Annotated in this window: 15 protein-coding genes; 9 read left to right on the forward strand and 6 right to left on the reverse strand. The window is 74.6% G+C overall.

The genetic code is table 11. From position 1 onward, the window contains the following. Window positions 1-76: 76 nt before the first annotated feature. On the reverse strand, window positions 77-1,036 hold the full coding sequence (locus HAV39_RS23010; protein ID WP_191841218.1) for a TIGR03557 family F420-dependent LLM class oxidoreductase: 960 nt from the start codon (window positions 1,034-1,036) through the stop codon (window positions 77-79). Between the two features lie 87 nt (window positions 1,037-1,123). Here HAV39_RS23010 and HAV39_RS23015 point away from each other — a divergent pair, with 87 nt between their 5' ends. Beyond that, complete coding sequence (locus HAV39_RS23015; protein ID WP_191841219.1) at window positions 1,124-3,259, forward strand: RecQ family ATP-dependent DNA helicase; 2,136 nt, start codon at window positions 1,124-1,126, stop codon at window positions 3,257-3,259. A gap of 107 nt (window positions 3,260-3,366) precedes the next feature. On the opposite strand, the gene HAV39_RS23020 is transcribed toward HAV39_RS23015, so the two are convergent. Further along, on the reverse strand, window positions 3,367-3,642 hold the full coding sequence (locus HAV39_RS23020) for a dsRBD fold-containing protein (RefSeq protein WP_191841220.1): 276 nt from the start codon (window positions 3,640-3,642) through the stop codon (window positions 3,367-3,369). Window positions 3,643-3,740: 98 nt separating this feature from the next. On the opposite strand from HAV39_RS23020, the gene HAV39_RS23025 reads away from it, so the two are divergent. Continuing rightward, a complete protein-coding gene (locus tag HAV39_RS23025; RefSeq protein WP_191841221.1) occupies window positions 3,741-4,712 on the forward strand; it encodes a quinone oxidoreductase family protein in 972 nt (323 codons plus the stop codon). 1 nt (window position 4,713) lies between these two features. Here the strand turns inward: HAV39_RS23025 and HAV39_RS23030 are convergent, their stop codons facing one another. Beyond that, window positions 4,714-5,490: a carbohydrate-binding protein gene (locus HAV39_RS23030; protein WP_191841222.1), complete on the reverse strand. Its 777-nt coding sequence runs from the start codon at window positions 5,488-5,490 to the stop codon at window positions 4,714-4,716. 204 nt (window positions 5,491-5,694) lie between these two features. Here HAV39_RS23030 and HAV39_RS23035 point away from each other — a divergent pair, with 204 nt between their 5' ends. After that, window positions 5,695-6,918, forward strand: a complete 1,224-nt coding sequence (locus HAV39_RS23035) for a YncE family protein (protein WP_191841223.1) — start codon at window positions 5,695-5,697, stop codon at window positions 6,916-6,918. Here HAV39_RS23035 and HAV39_RS23040 read toward each other — a convergent pair. Continuing rightward, window positions 6,893-8,170, reverse strand: a complete 1,278-nt coding sequence (locus HAV39_RS23040; RefSeq protein WP_191841224.1) for a hypothetical protein — start codon at window positions 8,168-8,170, stop codon at window positions 6,893-6,895. The two genes, HAV39_RS23035 and HAV39_RS23040, sit on opposite strands and share 26 nt — an antisense overlap. A gap of 59 nt (window positions 8,171-8,229) precedes the next feature. Between HAV39_RS23040 and HAV39_RS23045 the strand changes: the two genes are divergently transcribed. Beyond that, window positions 8,230-9,897: a hypothetical protein gene (locus tag HAV39_RS23045; protein WP_191841225.1), complete on the forward strand. Its 1,668-nt coding sequence runs from the start codon at window positions 8,230-8,232 to the stop codon at window positions 9,895-9,897. Between the two features lie 182 nt (window positions 9,898-10,079). Next, window positions 10,080-11,630, forward strand: coding sequence for an AMP-binding protein (locus HAV39_RS23050; protein WP_191841226.1), 1,551 nt, complete (start codon window positions 10,080-10,082; stop codon window positions 11,628-11,630). Between the two features lie 26 nt (window positions 11,631-11,656). On the opposite strand, the gene HAV39_RS23055 is transcribed toward HAV39_RS23050, so the two are convergent. After that, window positions 11,657-12,835: a macrolide family glycosyltransferase gene (locus HAV39_RS23055; RefSeq protein ID WP_191841227.1), complete on the reverse strand. Its 1,179-nt coding sequence runs from the start codon at window positions 12,833-12,835 to the stop codon at window positions 11,657-11,659. An 82-nt stretch (window positions 12,836-12,917) separates the two neighbouring features. Further along, window positions 12,918-13,526 (reverse strand): GNAT family N-acetyltransferase, encoded by a 609-nt coding sequence (locus HAV39_RS23060; RefSeq protein ID WP_191841228.1) that lies wholly within the window; start codon window positions 13,524-13,526, stop codon window positions 12,918-12,920. Between the two features lie 79 nt (window positions 13,527-13,605). Here HAV39_RS23060 and HAV39_RS23065 point away from each other — a divergent pair, with 79 nt between their 5' ends. The 4 genes from HAV39_RS23065 (at window position 13,606) to HAV39_RS43310 (ending at window position 16,921) form a co-directional block, all read left to right on the forward strand. Continuing rightward, window positions 13,606-14,985, forward strand: a complete 1,380-nt coding sequence (locus HAV39_RS23065) for a pyridoxal phosphate-dependent decarboxylase family protein (protein WP_191841229.1) — start codon at window positions 13,606-13,608, stop codon at window positions 14,983-14,985. After that, window positions 14,982-15,968, forward strand: a complete 987-nt coding sequence (locus HAV39_RS23070; RefSeq protein ID WP_191841230.1) for a phosphotransferase — start codon at window positions 14,982-14,984, stop codon at window positions 15,966-15,968. The genes HAV39_RS23065 and HAV39_RS23070 overlap by 4 nt, the downstream gene beginning before the upstream one ends. A 78-nt stretch (window positions 15,969-16,046) precedes the next feature. Beyond that, a complete protein-coding gene (gene ppgK, locus HAV39_RS23075) occupies window positions 16,047-16,799 on the forward strand; it encodes a polyphosphate--glucose phosphotransferase (RefSeq protein ID WP_191841231.1) in 753 nt (250 codons plus the stop codon). Then, window positions 16,796-16,921 (forward strand): hypothetical protein, encoded by a 126-nt coding sequence (locus HAV39_RS43310; protein WP_275413905.1) that lies wholly within the window; start codon window positions 16,796-16,798, stop codon window positions 16,919-16,921. Before ppgK ends, HAV39_RS43310 begins: the two co-directional genes overlap by 4 nt. The last annotated feature ends 62 nt before the right edge of the window (window positions 16,922-16,983 follow it).

A 16,983-nucleotide genomic window follows, 5' to 3' on the forward strand; every position in this document is an offset into this window, starting at 1 on the left:
GGAAACTGCGCCCTGGATCGCCGCGGTGGGCGCAGTTTCCCCGAAACTGCACGCAGCAGGGCCCGGGGGGCGTGCGTCAGATGCCGGCCAGGGCGGGTAGGAGGTGCTTCTCGGCGAAGTCGAGGAAGTCGGGCTGGCTGTCGCCGCCGATCTGGATCAGGGCGACGTCGGTGAACCCGGCGTCGGCGAACTGTCGTACGGCGGCCACGTGCCTGTCCACGTCCGGGCCGCAGGAGATCTTCTCGGCGACCATCCCGGGAGTCATCGCGGTGGTCGCCGCGGCGAACGAGCGCGGGTGCGGCAGCTCCGCGTTCACCGCCCAGCCCAGGTCGAACCAGCGGAACTGGTCGTGGGCGATCCGGGCGCACGCGTCGGCGTCCGGGCCCCAGCAGATCGCCACCTGCCCGTAGCGGGGCCTGGTGCCGCCGGCGTCGGCGTACCGCTCGATCAGCTCGCGCTTCGGCTCGATCGCGATAAGCGCCGCGTCATGGCGGGCGGCCAGCCGGATCGAGGACGGCCCGGACACCGCGACGCCGATCGGCACCCGCTCGTCGGGCAGGTCCCACAGCCGTGCCTCGGGCACCTCGAAGTACTCGCCGAGGTGGTGCACGACCTCGCCCGCCAGCAGCGGCTGAATGATCTCCAGGGCCTCGGACAGCATCGCGTGGCGCTGCACGGCCTGCGGGTACGCCCCCACCACGTGCTCGTTGAGGTTCTCGCCGGCGCCCAGCCCGAGCGTGAACCGGCCGCGCGACATGACGCCCACGGTCGCCGCCATCTGGGCCACCACCGTCGGGTGATACCGCATGGTGGGGCAGGTGACGAAGGAGACCAGCGGGATGCGCTCGGTGGCGTGGGCGGCCGCGCCCAGCACCGACCACGCGAACGGGGCGTGCCCCTGCTCGGCCAGCCACGGGTAGTAGTGGTCGGAGCAGACCGCGAAGCCGAACCCGGCCGCCTCGGCGCGTACCGCGTCGTCGACCAGTTCCCGGGGCCCGCGCTGCTCGGTCATGAGCGTGTAGCCGATATTGGTCATTCGCCCTGATTACCCGCGAGCGCGACGGCCGACACCCCCGCCGCCGCCGACCCGGCGGTTGACACCCCCGGCTGGTAGAACTGCGGGATGGCGGACGACAGGACGGAACTGCGCGAACGTGCCGAAACGGTGCTGCGGCGGCTCGCGGGTGACCATGCCGAGCTGCGGCCGGACCAGTGGCGGGCGATCGAGGCGCTGGTCGCCGACGCCCGGCGGGTGCTGTGCGTGCAGCGCACCGGCTGGGGCAAGTCCGCGGTGTACTTCGTCGCCACGGCGCTGCTGCGCGAGCGCGGCCACGGCCCGACGGTGATCGTGTCGCCGCTGCTGGCGCTGATGCGCAACCAGGTCGAGGCGGCGGCGCGGGCGGGCATCCACGCCCGCACCATCAACTCGGCCAACCTGGAGGACTGGGACCAGATCACCACGGAGATCGCCGACGGCGCGGTGGACGTGCTGCTGATCAGCCCGGAACGGCTCAACAACCCGGACTTCCGCGACACCGTGCTGCCCCGCCTGGCCGCCACCACCGGCCTGCTCGTGGTCGACGAGGCGCACTGCGTCTCCGACTGGGGCCACGACTTCCGCCCCGACTACCGGCGGCTGCGCACCATGCTGGCCGAGCTGCCCGCGGGCACGCCCGTGCTGGCCACCACCGCCACCGCCAACGAGCGCGTCACCACGGACGTCGCCGAGCAGCTGGGCGGCGGCCAGACGGCCGACCAGGAGCCGCTGGTGCTGCGCGGCCCGCTGGACCGCGAGTCGCTGCGGCTGGCCGCCCTGGAGCTGCCCAGCCCCGCGCACCGGCTCGCCTGGCTCGCCGACCACCTGGACCAGATCCCCGGCTCCGGCATCGTCTACACGCTGACCGTGGCCGCCGCCCAGGAGACCGCCCAGTTCCTCGCGAGCCGCGGCTACGCCGTGGCCTCCTACACCGGCCAGGCCGAGGACGCCGACCGCCGCTCCGCCGAGCAGGACCTGCTCGACAACAAGCTCAAGGCGCTGGTCGCCACCTCCGCCCTGGGCATGGGCTTCGACAAGCCCGACCTCGGCTTCGTGGTCCACCTCGGCGCGCCCGCCTCGCCCATCGCCTACTACCAGCAGGTCGGCCGCGCCGGCCGGGCCGTGGCCGGGGCCGACGTGATGCTGCTGCCCGGCCCCGAGGACGCCGCCATCTGGCGCTACTTCGCCTCGCTGGCCTTCCCGCCCGAGGACCAGGTCCGCCGCGTCCTCGACGTGCTCGACACCGCCGGGCGACCCGTGTCGACGCAGGCCCTCGAAGTCCAGGTCGACCTGCGCCGCAACCGCCTGGAGATGATGCTCAAGGTCCTCGACGTGGACGGCGCGGTCAAGCGCGTCCGCGGCGGCTGGGAGGCCACCGGCCGCCCCTGGGCGTACGACACCGAGCGCTACGCCCGCATCGCCAAGGCCCGCCAGGCCGAACAGGACTCGATGCGCGACTACACCACCACCACGCGCTGCCGGATGGAGTTCCTCCGCCTGACCCTCGACGACCCCGAGGCACGACGCTGCGGCCGCTGCGACAACTGCGCCGGCCCCGCCTACACCAGGGACGTCTCCGCCGACGCCCTCAACGCCGCGCACACCTTCCTCGGCCGCCCCGGCGTCCAGATCGAACCCCGCAAGATGTGGCCCACGGGCCTCGCCGCCGCCGGCGTGCCCCTGACGGGAAAGATCCCGCCGGCCGAACAGACCCTCCCCGGCCGCGCCGTGGGCCGCCTCTCCGACCTCGGCTGGGGCACCCGGCTCCGCGAACTCCTGTCCGAGGGCACCCCCGACACCACCCCACCCCAAGACCTGCTCAACGTGCTCGTCGAAGTCCTCAAGGACTGGTCCCACGGCACCGACCCCTGGCCCGCCCGCCCCACCGCCGTGGTCGCCGTCAACTCCCGCACCCGCCCCCGCCTGATCACCGGCGTAGCCGAACACGTCGCCCGAATAGGCCGACTGGAGTTCCTCGGCACGGTCGCGGGCGGCCCACCGCCGGACCAGCCCCGCGCCAACAGCGCCCAACGTGTCAAAGCCCTCCACGACGCCTTCACGATCCCCGAGGACATGGCTGACAGACTCCGCCACCTGTCCGGCCCCGTCCTCCTCGTCGACGACCAACTCGACTCAGGCTGGACCATGGCCGTCGTAGCCCGCCAACTCCTCCAGGCAGGCGCCCCAGGTGTCCTCCCACTCACCCTGGCCACCACCGCCTGACGCCAAAGCGGAGCGGGGTGGTGCCCGGCGGAGCGTAAAAGGGCCGCAGGCCCCCAGCGCAGCCGGGCACCACCCCGCGGAGCGCCCCCCGACGAACCGAGACCGGCCTAAACCGCCGGATCACCCCCGTGCACATTCGTCTCGACCTCGTCAGCGGCAGCCTCCAACAACCGGTGCGCCAACCCCGACAGCGCCCGCGCCCCCGCCATCTCCTCGCCGATCGAAGCCCGCGGCCGATCGACCGGGTTGCGGCGGGCCTGCCCCTCGGCGGTCAGCAACCGCCCCGACGGCAGCCGCATGGACGCGGTCGCCCTGGTCAGATCCGCGTCCTCCTCATACCGCAGCTCCACCATCCAGGTCGTGGTCATCGTCGCGGTGGTCATGACGCGCCTCCTCCCGTTCCTGCGATGCTGCTCTCATTGTCCCTCCGCAGGCGCGCCCCGGCCCCCCGCATCCGGCCCCGATGAGGCAGGCTCGGACCATGCAGGCTGTTCAGATCACGCAGTACGGCGGATCCGAGGTGCTCACCGCCGCCGACGTCGACCTGCCCGTGCCGGGTCCGGGTCAGGCGGTCGTCGAGATCGCCGCGACGGGCGTCAACTTCATCGACGTGTACCACCGCCTGGGCCGCTACCCGACACCCCTGCCGTTCATCCCCGGGGTGGAGGCCGCGGGGCGGGTCGTCGCGCTGGGGCCGGACGTGACCGGGGTGGCGCTCGGCGACCGGGTCGGCTGGGTGCTGGCGCCCGGGGCGTACGCGCAGGCCGCGGCCGTGCCTGTGGACCGGCTGGTGCCGCTGCCCGACGGGGTGTCCGACGAGACCGCGGCGGCGGTGCTGCTGCAGGGCATGACCGCGCACTTCCTGACCCACGACGTGCACCCGGTGCGGGCCGGTGAGACGGTGCTGGTGCACGCGGCGGCCGGCGGCATGGGGCTGCTGCTGACGCAGCTGGTCACGCACCTGGGCGGCCGGGTGATCGGCACGGTGTCCACGGAGGAGAAGGAGCGGCTGGCGCGGGGCGCGGGCGCCGCCGAGGTGATCCGCTACGACCAGGTCGACGACCTGGCGGCACAGGTACGCGCGCTGACCGGCGGCGAGGGCGTGGCCGCGGTGTACGACGGAGTGGGCGCGTCCACGTTCGACGCGAGCCTGGCCTCGCTGCGCCGGCGCGGGGTGCTGGCCCTGTACGGCGCGGCCAGCGGCCCGGTGCCGCCGGTGGACCCGCTGCGGTTGATGCAGGCAGGCTCGGCGGTGCTGACCCGGCCGACGCTCGGCGACTTCGTGGACTCGCGGCAGGAGCTGCTGGAGCGGGCCACGGACGTGCTCGGCTGGGTCGACGCGGGCACCCTGCACGTGTCGATCGGCGGCCGGTATCCGCTGGCCGAGGCGGCACGGGCACACGAGGATCTGACCTCGCGGCGCACCACGGGCAAGCTGCTGCTGATCCCGTGAGCTACTGGACTACCTCGAGGTAGTCGACGTTCGGGCCGCCCTCACGACCGGTGGCGGTGGCCCGGACGGTGTTCGCGCCCGCGGTCAGGGTGACCGTGACGGTGACCGTGTTCCAGGCGTCCCAGCGGGGCATCGGGTCGAAGCGGACACCGCGGTGCACGGTGCCGCCGTTGACGCTGATGTCCATGGTGCGGTGGCAGCAGCCGCCGTTGGCGAAGCGCAGCCGCAGCGTGGCCGTGCCGGCCTTACCCTGCACGTTCCACTGCAGGTATCCGCCGGTGGTGTTGTCGTAGTCGACGAAGCCCGAGCCGCTGTAGCCGGTGTGGTCGTTGGCGGTGCGGGCCTGGGACCGGCTCGCCGACTCGGCCTCGTAGCGCGTGGTGCGCTGCTGCGGTGGCACGGGCGGCGACGGCGAGGGCGACGGTGACGGCGGGGGTGCCGGGGACGTGGCCGTGATCGGTGACGGCGCGGTGCCTCCGGCCGACGGGACGGCCGACGCCGACGCGGTCGTCGCGGGCCGGGCGGCGGGCGTACGCGGTGCGGGGGTGTGCGCCGCCGGGGCGTCCGGGTTGACCGGCGCGACGACGGGCGCGGCGCTCGGCTGGTCCTCCCACGGCAGCGCGTCGTTCCAGGTCGCCGGCCGGTGGACGGTGGTGAGGATGAGCGCGATCAGCGCGGCGGTGAACACTCCGGTGGCCACCAGCGGCAGGGCGCGCAGCCGTTCCAGCAGCGGTATGCGAATCCGCCGCCGGCCCTCGTACCCGAAATCGTCCTCCACCGCCGGATGCCTGCCGTCTCTCGTCTGCCGTCTGCCACGGTTACGAGCGAGAAACGTAGTGGGCGGGTGCCTGTCGCGCACCGGCCGCTCGGTCAGCAAATCCGGAGCCGACGGTCAACCCGGCCCGCCGTGCGGCCCGCATGCCACGCCATATCGATCGCCGTCGTCCGGGAACCGGGGCCCGGCGCGGCGACTCGACCGGGCATGACGACGAGACGTGATGTGCTGGCCCTGCTCGGCGTGGGCGCGGCGGCGGCGCTGGCCGGGTGCCGCAGCGCGACGCCGACGGCGGGGACGGCCGTGCCGGACCTGCTGCTGGTGCGGGCCGAAGGCGGGCTGACCGTGCTGCGGCCGTCCGGGATGGAGCGGATCGGGGCCGGTCTGGCCACCCCGGACGGCGCGACCGTGTACGCGGCCGCCGCGGCGGGCGTGGACACCGAGCTGACCGCGATCGAGACCCGGACCGGGCGGCGCACCGCGGGCCCGCGGCTGGCCGGGGCGTGGACGCCGCGGGTCGCCTCCGCGGACGGGCGGCTGGTGGCGCTGGCCGCCCCGGGCTCCGGCGAGGTCACCCACGTGCCCTCGGGCCGGGCGCGCACCCCGCTGGTGGTCGCGGACACGGGCCGCGAGGTGGCCCGGCTGGAGCTGCCCGGCAACATCGTGCCGGACGCGTTCTCGACCGGCGGCGAGCGCCTGTACGTGCTGGACTGGCTGCCCGCCACCGCGCCGGACCGGTACCGGGTGCGCCAGGTCGAGGTGGCCACCGGCCAGAGTTCGGCGCTGCTGACGCGGGTGAAGTCGGCGGTCCCGCCGGGGGCCGAGGAGGAGATGAGCGGCGAGGGCCGGATGGCCGTGTACGCGCCGAACCGGCAGGTCCTCTACACCCTCTACACGCACCAGCCGGACCACCGGCACACCCGTGACCTGATCGCCGGACGGCCGGGCAACGTGCACGCGTTCGTGCACACGCTGCACCTGGGCGAGCAGTGGGCGTTCTGCGTCGACCTGCCCGCGCCGTTCGGGCAGGGGCCGGGCGCGGGGCACGCGCTGGCGATGTCGCCGGAGGGCGGCGAGTTCTACGTCGCCGACGTGACCAGCGGGCGGTTCGCGGTCGTCGGGACCGAGCAGCTCGCCGTCCGCGAGATCGTCGACGGGCCGAAGGGCGCCGGCACCGCGTTCGCCGCGGCGACGTTCCGGCAGGTGCTGGTGGCGGTCGGCGGCACGGTGCACGTGCTGCCGCGCGACGGTGCGCCGGTGTGGCGCACCTGGGAGGCCGGGGGCGTGGTACGCGGCCTGGGCGCCAGCCCCGACGGCAAGCGGGTGTATGCGGCGCTGCCCGACGCCGTGGCCTGGTTCGACGCCGCGACCGGGCAGCGCCTGGGCACCGTCGCCGTGCCCGGCCTCACCGCGCTGGATCGAGTGCTCTGAGCCGGGCCCGGCCGAACGGGGGGATCCGGGCGGCGACCAGGGCCAGCAGCCAGGCCGGGGCGAGCAGGGCCGTCAGCGCGGCATACCAGGGCAGGCGCCAGGTCCACGACGGGCCGGTGGCGGCGGTGACGTTGCCGCCGGTCCACGGCCGTGCCGCCAGCGACCAGGCCAGGAACGCGTCGCCGACGGGCAGCGCGCCGCCCAGGTAGCGGCGCGTGCCGTCCCACTGCACGGCCAGTCCGCTGCCCTCGGCCAGGCCGGTGAGCGCGGCGGCCGCCTCGGCGTCGCCGTAGACGACGGCGTCGCCGAGGGCGACCGCGCTCGCCGACGTGCTCAGCCCCCACAGCAGCGGCCCGGAGTCGACGTCGCCCGCGAGGTCGACGCCGCGCGGGTGCTCGCGGATGCCGGGCGCGCCCGGCACGGTCGACGCGAACCGCGCGCGGAAGGCGGCCCAGTCGCGGGCGCCGACCGCGGGGTCCACCTCGCGCAGGAAGCGCAGCACCATCACCTGCGAGGTGGCGCGCGCGCCGCTGGTCGGCCGGCCGGTCGCCGGGTCCACGGTGTGCGGGAGCAGCCCGGTCGCCGGGTCGCGGCGGGTGTCCGCGGCGGCCAGCCAGGCGCGGACCAGGCCCGCGCGGTCGACGCCGGTCAGCGTGCCCGCCAGCCGCACCGCGGCGATGCCGACGGCGCTGTCGCAGGGCCAGGCCTGCCCCGGGTATGCGGTCAGGAACGGCGACCCGGTCGCGTCGAGCTGCCGCCGGAACGCCGTGGCCAGCGCGTCGGCGTCGGCGGCCAGCCGGGCCCGCTCCGGCGCGCCCGGCCCGTCGAGCGCGACCACGCCACCCCGCAGCCAGGTGGCCCAGCCCTGGTAGAACACGCCGTACGGCGGGTCGAGCGAGGCGTCGAAGGCGGCGCTGCCCTCCGCGGAGTCCACGTGGGACAGCGCCCAGCGCGCCTCGGCCAGCGCCCGCGCCCGCAGCGGCGTGCTGCGCGCGCCGACGTCGAGCCAGGTCAGGCCGTAGAGCGTGTAGCTGAAGAACCAGCCCTCGGGGAACAGCTGCTGCATCCGCGCGGCGCTGCCGCCGTCGAGCGCCTCGCGCTGGAAGGCCAGGCGCGGCAGCGCGTCCGCGACGATCTCCGTGTCGGTGCGCGCCAGCGGGCTCGCCGCGTGCAGCCGGGACACCTCGATCCCCGCCACGCCGGTCAGTGCCAGCGCCAGCAACACGAGCAACGACCGCACCAGCCTGCGCATCGGGTGATCGTAGACGGGCGTGCATGCGTAGCGTCGTCCCGCGGGCCTACTATCAGTCGGTGACCCAGGGTGTGGAACCAGTGGATCTGTTGCGGCTCATCGGATCCGCGGCGCACGACTACGACAGCATGGACGAGCTGGAGCAGGTGCTGCTGCCCGCCGACGGCCTGCATCCGCTGGCCGCGCAGCTGGTCGCGCCGATCCTGGCGTTCGCCGCGGACCTCAAGACCCGCCTGCCCGACCAGCTGCTGATGCTGGTCCGCGAGCTGGCGGCGCACCCCGACGGGGAGCCGGTGCGCCAGCAGTTGCGCGCCTTCACCGTCACGCTGCGTAGTCTGTCCGATCTCGACGATCACAGCGTCGTCGAGGAGTCCACCGCCCTGCTCGGCTGGTGCGGCCCGGATCCGCAGCTGTCGGCCGTGCTGCTGGCCCGCGCCCGGGAGTATGCCGACGACTATCGCCGGGTGACCCCGCTGGTGACCGCGGCGCAGCTCGATCCGGCCGCCGCGGCGGGCTGGCTGCCGGAGTTCCTCGACCCGTCGCGGTCGTCCACGGTCCGGGTCGCGGCGGTGCTGGCGATGCGCGAGGCCGGGCTGGCGCCCACCGCGCAGGCTGCCGCGGCGCTGGCCGCGGGCTGGTCCGCCGACCCGGACGCGCTGCGCTGGACGACCCGCCGCGGCAGGCTGGCCGACCTGGTCGAGTACGCCGCGGGCGGCGACCCGGGGCGCGACGCCGAGCTGCTCACCACGATCGCGCGCGACGGCCAGGCGCAGGCCCGCCGCGACGTCGCGCAGACCCTGGCCGACCGCGCCGCCGGGCAGCGCCTGCCGGTGGCGCTGCAGGCCCTGCTCTGCTCGTTCCTGGACGACCCGGAGGAGCGGGTGCGCCGCTGCGCGTACCGGGCCGTGGTCGCCGATGACACGCTGACCCGACGCCAGGCCGACTGGCTGGCCGACGCGGTGGCGCGCGGGGCCCGCATGCGCCGCTCGGCGCTGGACGCGCTGATCCGCGTCGGTGACCCGCGCTGGCGCGCGCACGCCGAGGACGCGCTGCGCCAGGGCTGGACACCACCGCGCCTGCCCGGCGCGCTGGCGGAGCTCCCGCCGCCGGAGGGGTCCCTGCGGGAGGCGGTGCTGGGCCGGGCCGTCGCGCTGGCGACCACGATCGACGTGAACCGCTCGCCCAAGGCGACCGCCAAGGAGCAGCGCGAACTCGTGGGACTGCTGCGCGTGCTGGGTGCCGCCGCCGACCCGGCGGTGGTCGGCACGCTGGCCCGGCACCTGGCCCAGATGACCTGGCCGGCCCGGCTGTGGGTGGCCGAGTTCCTGGCCGAGGCGGGCCGCGGCAACCCCGAGGTGCTCGACGCGATCGGCGCGATGGCCAACGGCGAGGTCATCTACCTGCGGCTGCTGTGGCTGGCTGGGGGCGACGACGCGCCGCTGCGGGCCGCGATCGCGGTGGCCCCGCGCCGGGACGTGCTGGCCGCGGTCGCCGCCGCCGAGGTGTTCGGCGACGCCGATCCCGACGTGGCGGCCCGCCTGCGCGAGATCCGCGACAGCGACGCCGACCTCAAGGACCGGTTCGCGGCCGCGGGCGCGCTGTGGGAGCTGACCGGCGACCCGGCGCAGGCCGCGGCGACGGTCCGGGAGGCGCTCGACGCGCCGTGGCTGCGCACCCGGCAGCGCGCCCGGGAGCTGGCCGACCAGCTCGGACTTGAGCACGCCTGACCGGGAAAGCGCTCCATAGCACAGTTCCGACCGAGCTGCGTCCACTGAGGAGACATATGCATCTCGATTGTCGACGAATGGTTGCGATCTCGTAACCAGCGCTATGGTGCCGGTTCTACAAGCGCGCCATGTCAACGTCGCCAGTGCGCCCAGTGATCGGTCGAGCCACGGGAGTGTCCGCGATGGACCAGCGCGACCAGGAAAACTACGCGGCCCAGGCGCTCGCCGTCTTCGAGGGATTCGGCTCGGCCGAGGCGATCGTCCACGGGTCCCGCCGGCTGACCTACGCCGACCTGGCCACCGGGATCCGGGACATGGCCGCGACGCTGTACGAGCACGGCGTGCGCTCCTCCTCGGCGGTCGGCATCCTGGCCGGCAACCCGCCCGAGTCGATCCAGGTGCAGTTCGCCCTGCACCTGCTCGGCTGCCGCTCGGTGTGGCTGGCCCCGAACGCGCCCCCGCAGCTGTGCGCCGACTACCTGGCCCTGGCCGACGTCGACGCGTTCGCGTACGACGCGCGCACCCAAGCCGTGCTCGGCGAGCAGCTCGCGTCCGGGGCGGGTGACCTGTCGGTGTTCTGCTTCGGCGCGGGCGCGGGGGTCGACCTGGCCGCGCCGCGACGGCCCGGCGCGCCGCAGCTCGGCCTGCCGCCGTCGGTGCGCGAACCGCAGTCGCTGTTCCAGACCGGGGGCACCACCGGCCGGCCGAAGCTGGTGCACCACCGGCACGCCTTCTTCAAGGCGGTGCAGGCGGTCGCAGCCAGCTACCAGGTCACCGACGGCCGCCCGCTGCGGCACCTGGCCGTGGGCGGATTCTGGCACTCCAGCCAGCAGGTCGCCGCGATGATCACGCTGTTCACCGGCGGGGTGCTGGTGCTGCACGACCGGTTCGTCGCCGAGGACTTCCTGGCCACCCTGGAGCAGGAGCGCATCACCAGCGCCATCCTGCCGCCGCCGATGCTCTACCAGGTGCTCGACCACCCGCGGCTGGCCAAGACCGACACCGGCAGCCTGCTCACGCTGTCCTGCGCGGGCAGCGCCGCCGCGCCGTCGCGCCTGGCCGAGGCCGTGGAGCGGTTCGGGCCGGTGCTGCGTCCGGTGTACGGCATGAGCGAGGCCACCTTCATCGCGGCGTACCCGAACCTGGCCCACGACCCGGCACATCCGGAACGGCTCGGCTCGTGCGGGCGGCCCTACCCCGGGGTGCGGGTCGAGATCCGGGACGACCGCGGTGCGGTCGCCCCGACCGGGCAGGTCGGCGAGGTGTGGGTGTCCGCGGCGCTGATGACCGCCGGCTACTGGGGCCAGCCGGAGCTGACCAGCCGCACCATCGTGGACGGCTGGCTGCGCACGGGCGACCTGGGCCGCGTCGACGGCGACGGCTACCTGTTCCTGGTCGACCGCCGCAAGGACATGATCGTCACCGGCGCGACGTCGACCAACGTGTACTCCCGCACGGTCGAGGACGCGCTGATGCGCCACCCGCAGGTGCGGGGTGCCGCGGTGATCGGGGTGCCGCACCAGAGCATGGGCGAGGCGGTCTACGCCTTCGTCGTCCCCGCCCCCGACGCCACCGTCACCGCCTCCGAGCTGCGTGAATGGGCGGTCGCCGAACTCAACGAACTCTGGGCCCCGTACGCCGTCGAGTTCATCCGCGAACTTCCGCTCACCGACGTGGGCAAGGTCGACAAGAAGGCCCTCCGCGCCCGCCGCGTGGCCGGTGCCACCGGCTGACGGAAGGGCGCCTTCACCTCGCGGTGTCAGGGGAGGGCGGATTCGATGACGTCGGCGGCCAGGGTCGCGCCGCCGTAGGTGCGGATCTCGGCTTGCCGGCGCGTCAGCGCTTCGCGTACGCCCTGGTCGGTGGTCATGTTTTCGACGGCGGCGCGGAGCGCGCCGGCGGTCGGCGCGGTGGAGCCGAGCGGGCGGCCGACGCCCAGCTCGGCCACGCGCAGCGCGTTGACCTCCTGCTCGGGGGTCTGCGGCACGGTCAGCATCGGCACCCCGGCCCGGATCGCCTCCAGGATGCCGCCCATGCCGGCGTGCGTGACGAAGGCGGCCGCGTGCGCCAGCACGTCCAGCTGCGGCACGGTCGCCGCCACGGTCACGTTGCCGGGCACGGGACCCAGCTCGGCCGGGTCGGTGCGCTCGCCCACGGCCAGCACGGCCTGCCAGCGTGTGCCGGCGAACGCCTCGACGCAGGTGCGGTAGAAGCCGGGCAGCCGGTTGTAGACCGTGCCGAGCGAGATCAGCACGACGGGCCGGTCCCGGTCGGCCGGCGCCCACCGCGGCTGGAACGGCCGCGGGCCGGTGCACGGCCCCACGAAGTGGCACCGCTCGCCGAACGTGTCCGCGCGGAACTGCATGAACCGCGGGTAGAGCAGCAGTTGGGCCGACGGCGCAAAGGCGCGGACCGCGTCGGGCTCGATGCCCTGGGCGGCCACGAAGTCGTCGAGCTGCACCTGGTGGTCGGGCAATCCCGGGCGGGGGGTGACGGTCAGCGCCAGGTGCCGGGCGATGGACCAGTGCTCGTTGGCGGCCTGGAAGCTCTGGAACTGCACCGCGGGCAGGCCGTCGCGGATGGCGATGAGCCGCCCGGCGAGGCTCTGCATGCCGAAGACCATGAGGTCGGGGCGGTCGTCGCGGAAGTACGGCGCGAGCTGCGGCAGGGTGGCGCGGGCCTCGCCGAGGAAGCCCTCCCGCACGGCGGTGATGTAGTCGGCGCGGTCGGGCCGCCGCAGGTCGCGGTCGCTCTCGGCGGGCAGGCTCGACGTGTACGGCACCACCAGCGCACCGGCCGCCGACACCGCCTCGGCGCGCGCCGCCACGGTGGCATAGCCGACCCGGTGGCCCCGCCGGACCAGTTCCGCCACGATCGGCAGGGTCGGGTAGACCTCGCCGACCGTCGGCGCGTTGACGAAAGCGATGTGTCGGCCCATCCGCACAGCGTCGGGGCGGCGGAACGCCCGCTCAAGCGACCATCGGACCGTCTACTGTGGCGTAACGGTCGATGGACGTCGATCAGACCTTGAGGCCGAGGTAGGTCAGCGGGCCGGCGTCGGGCACGTCGACGACGTGCATGCCGATCCGGTCGTAGAAGGCCCGCGCGGCGGTGTTCTCGGTGGCCATGCCCAGGTGCACCGCGGGCACGCCGGCTTCCTGCAGCGCCAGCACGAGCCGGCCGATCAGGGCCCGGCCGTGGCCCTGCCGCTGGTGCTCGGGCAGCAGGTCGATGTGCAGGTGCGCCGGGTACGCCGCGAGCGCGGGCACCACCATCCGCTCCGGCCGGTGCAGCAGGTCTCGCATGAGCTCGTCGCCGTCGCGGGGCTCCGCGCCGTCCGGCGGCGGGTAGCGGTCGGCCACCAGCGGCAGCCACTCGTGCCGGAACCGCTCCACGAACGACTCGGTGTCCCCGGTGGCCAGCACGTATCCGACGGCGTGGTCGTCGGCGTCGGCCAGCACGAAGGCGAACTGCGGCTCCAGGTGGACGTACGGGAGCGCGAAGATCTCCGGGAGGATGCCCGGGTCGCGGTAGTGCGGCCGGGCGTCGCCGCCGTGGTGGGCGGTGCGGATGCAGATGTCGTACACCGCGTCGTGGTCGCTCGGCCGGTACGGACGGATGATCGTCATGCGTGGCAGAGTACCTGGAAGCGCTCCCACGTGCGCGCCCGTCGATCGCGGCCGGGGTCCGATGTAGCAGAGTGCAGGTATGACCGCACGACCCGAGGACTACGCGCCCGCGCTCGACCACGCCGTCGCCCATACCCTCGCCTGGCTGTCCTCGCTGCCCGACCGCCCGGTGCGGCCACGCGCCGACGCCGACGAGCTGGCGGCCGTGTTCGGCGGCCCGCTGCCCGACGCTCCCACCGACGCGGCAGAGGTCGTCGACCAGCTCGCGCGCCAGGCCGAGCCCGGCCTGATGGCGATGCCGTCGGGCCGCTTCTTCGGCTGGGTCATCGGCGGCACGCTGCCCGCCGCGCTCGCCGCCGACTGGCTGGTCAGCGCCTGGGACCAGAACGCCACGCTGCGGTACGCCACGCCCGCCGTCGCGGCGATCGAGGAAGCCGCCGCGGCCTGGGTGCTCGACCTGCTGGGCCTGCCCGGCGACGCCGACGTCGGGTTCGTCACCGGCGCGACCATGGCCAACTTCACCGGCCTGGCCGCCGGACGCCAGCACGTGCTGGCGCAGGCCGGCTGGGACCTCGACACGCTGGGCCTGACCGGCGCGCCCCGGGTGCGCGTCATCGCCGGAGCGGAACGCCACGCCACCCTCGACCAGGCGCTGCGCTACCTCGGCCTGGGCGCGCCGATCCTGGTGCCCGCCGACGGCCAGGGCCGCATCCGCCTCGACGCCCTCGCCGACGAACTGGCCCGCGGCACCGGGCCGACCATCCTGTGCCTGCAGGCGGGCAACATCCACTCCGGGGCGTACGACGACATCGGCGCGGCCTGCGCGCTCGCCCGGCAGCACGGCGCGTGGGTGCACGTCGACGGCGCGTTCGGGCTCTGGGCCGCCGCCTCTCCGGCCACCAGGCACCTGCTCACCGGGCACGAGCTGGCCGACTCCTGGGCCACCGACGCGCACAAGATCCTCAACGTGCCCTACGACTGCGGCATCGTCGCGGTCGCGCACCCCGCCGCGCTGCGGGCGGCCATGGGCACGCAGGCCAGCTACCTGGTACGCGCCGTAGCCGGCCCCGCCGACCCGCAGGACAAGGTCCCCGAGCTGTCCCGCCGCGCCCGCAGCGTGCCGGTGTGGGCGGCGCTGCGCTCGCTCGGCCGCACCGGCGTCGCCGACCTGGTCGAGCGGCTCACCCGGCACGCCCGCGCACTGGCCGACGGCATCGGCGCGATCGAGGGTGCGACCGTCCTCAACGACGTCGTGTTCACGCAGGTCTGCGCCGCCTTCGCCGACGACGCCCGGACCAGGGAGGTGACCGCGCGCCTGCTGGCCGAGGGCACCGCCTGGATGTCCGGCTCCCGCTGGCACGACCGTGACGTGCTGCGGGTGTCGGTCAGCAACTGGTCCACCGACGACGCCGACGTGGCCGCCTCGATCGCCGCCGTACGGCGCGCCGCCGCCCGATGACCACCCCCGCCGTGCCACCGGCGCACGAGGCCGGCAAACGCGCGGGCCCGGTCACACCCGCCTGGACGCCCGAACACGAGGTCGACGCCGAGCAGGCGGCCGCGCTGCTCGCCGAGCAGTTCCCCGCGCTGCGCGCGGCTTCCGTGACGCTGTTCGCCACCGGCTGGGACAACACCGTGCACCTGGTCGGCGGCGAGTGGGTGTTCCGGTTCCCGCGCCGCGCGATCGCCCTGCGGCTGCTGGCCCACGAGACCGCGGTGCTGCCACAGCTCGTCGGGAGGCTGCCGCTGCCGATCCCGTTCCCCGAGCTGATCGGCGTGCCGTCGGCCCGCTTCCCGTGGCCTTTCTGGGGCGCTCGCCTGGTGCCGGGGGTGGAACTGGCCGACACCGGCCTGCCCGACGACCGGCGTACCCGCGCCGCCGTGGACCTGGGTGGCTTTCTCCGCGCACTGCACGACCCGGCCCTGGCCGCACTGGTCATGAGCGCGTCCGGTCCGGCAGCGGTGTTGCCGCACGATCCGATGCGGCGCGGGGACCCCGCTGTGCGGGGGCCGCAGGCGCGGGAGTGGCTGGCCCGGCTCGCCGCGTCGGGTGTGTGGCAGCCCGACCCGGCCGTGTTCCGGCTGCTCGACGAGGCGGAGCCGCTCGGCCCGGCCGACGGCCCTCCGGTGCTGGTCCACGGCGACCTGCACCAGCGGCACCTGCTGCTCGGCGACGACGGGCAGGCCACCGGCGTCATCGACTGGGGTGACGTGTGCCTGGCCGACCCGGCCGTGGACCTCTCTCTGGCATACAGCGGCTTCGCCGGCCCCGCCCGAGCCGCTCTGCTCGATGCCTACGGACCCGTTTCGCCCGAGCGCGAGGCACGGGCGCGGGTGCTGGCGGTGAACCTCAGCGCGGTGCTGGCCGAATACGCCCACGCCGAGGGCCGCGCCGCGCTGCTGCGGGAGGCGCTGGCGGGAGTCTCCCGCGCGGTCCGCTGACCTGATCACGCCGTTTTCCGCGGCCGGCTGGTCGCTTGTGGGACGTGGACGCGGGTCGGTGCGGCCTAGACTGGGGCAATGGCGATTCTGGGTATCGACATCGGCGGCTCCGGCATCAAGGGGGCCCCGGTGGACATCACCACCGGCAGCCTGGTCGAGGAGCGGTTCCGGGTGGAGACACCGCAGCCGTCCGACGTGACGAGCGTGGTGGCCGCGGTCGCCGAGGTGGTCGCCCACTTCGACGCGACCGAGCGGATCGGGGTCACCTTCCCCGGCGTGGTGCTCGGCGGGGTGACCCGCACCGCCGCCAACGTGGACAAGTCCTGGCTGGGCGCCCCCGCCCGCGACCTGTTCAGCCAGGCCGTCGGCGCGCCGGTGACCGTGCTCAACGACGCCGACGCGGCCGGCGTCGCCGAGATGACCTTCGGCGCGGGCCGCGGCCGCAAGGGTGTCACGATCATGCTCACGCTGGGCACCGGCATCGGCAGCGCGATCTTCATCGACGACCGGCTGGTGCCGAACACCGAGTTCGGGCACCTGAAGATCAAGGGTGAGGACGCCGAGGAACGGGCGTCGGCGCACGCGCGCGAGGTGGACAAGCTCGGCTGGAGCAAGTGGGCCAAGCACGTCGAGGAATACCTGCGCGAGATGGAGAACCTGTTCAACCCCGACCTGTTCATCATCGGCGGGGGCATCAGCAAGAAGTCCGAGAAGTTCCTTCCGCTGATCGACATCCGCACCCCGGCGGTGCCCGCGGTCCTGCTCAACGAGGCCGGCATCGTCGGCGCGGCGCTCGCCGCGGCCGGAGCCGAGTTCGCCGGCGGGGCATGATGCGTATCGGCAACACGGAGATCAGACCGGTCGGCGGGGCGTGGGGCTGCCTCGCCATGATCGCGGTCTCGATCCTGTTCTCGGTGGTCTGCACGATCGGGCTCAACCTGATCGGCCGGTGACCGGAAGACGCATACCTGCCGCGCGCGGGGCCATCGCTGTTGGACAATGTGCGCAGTACCGG

The organism is Catellatospora chokoriensis (assembly GCF_011297315.1).
Lineage (GTDB): Bacteria > Actinomycetota > Actinomycetes > Mycobacteriales > Micromonosporaceae > Catellatospora > Catellatospora citrea.

Excerpts from the sequence above, each read along its gene's own strand:
- HAV39_RS23010 (WP_191841218.1), bottom strand. The coding sequence starts at position 1,036 with ATGACCAATATCGGCTACACGCTCATGACCGAGCAGCGCGGGCCCCGG.
- HAV39_RS23015 (WP_191841219.1), top strand. The coding sequence starts at position 1,124 with ATGGCGGACGACAGGACGGAACTGCGCGAACGTGCCGAAACGGTGCTG.
- HAV39_RS23020 (WP_191841220.1), bottom strand. The coding sequence starts at position 3,642 with ATGACCACCGCGACGATGACCACGACCTGGATGGTGGAGCTGCGGTAT.
- HAV39_RS23025 (WP_191841221.1), top strand. The coding sequence starts at position 3,741 with ATGCAGGCTGTTCAGATCACGCAGTACGGCGGATCCGAGGTGCTCACC.
- HAV39_RS23035 (WP_191841223.1), top strand. The coding sequence starts at position 5,695 with ATGACGACGAGACGTGATGTGCTGGCCCTGCTCGGCGTGGGCGCGGCG.
- HAV39_RS23040 (WP_191841224.1), bottom strand. The coding sequence starts at position 8,170 with ATGCGCAGGCTGGTGCGGTCGTTGCTCGTGTTGCTGGCGCTGGCACTG.
- HAV39_RS23050 (WP_191841226.1), top strand. The coding sequence starts at position 10,080 with ATGGACCAGCGCGACCAGGAAAACTACGCGGCCCAGGCGCTCGCCGTC.
- HAV39_RS23055 (WP_191841227.1), bottom strand. The coding sequence starts at position 12,835 with ATGGGCCGACACATCGCTTTCGTCAACGCGCCGACGGTCGGCGAGGTC.
- HAV39_RS23060 (WP_191841228.1), bottom strand. The coding sequence starts at position 13,526 with ATGACGATCATCCGTCCGTACCGGCCGAGCGACCACGACGCGGTGTAC.
- HAV39_RS23065 (WP_191841229.1), top strand. The coding sequence starts at position 13,606 with ATGACCGCACGACCCGAGGACTACGCGCCCGCGCTCGACCACGCCGTC.
- HAV39_RS23070 (WP_191841230.1), top strand. The coding sequence starts at position 14,982 with ATGACCACCCCCGCCGTGCCACCGGCGCACGAGGCCGGCAAACGCGCG.
- ppgK (WP_191841231.1), top strand. The coding sequence starts at position 16,047 with ATGGCGATTCTGGGTATCGACATCGGCGGCTCCGGCATCAAGGGGGCC.
- HAV39_RS43310 (WP_275413905.1), top strand. The coding sequence starts at position 16,796 with ATGATGCGTATCGGCAACACGGAGATCAGACCGGTCGGCGGGGCGTGG.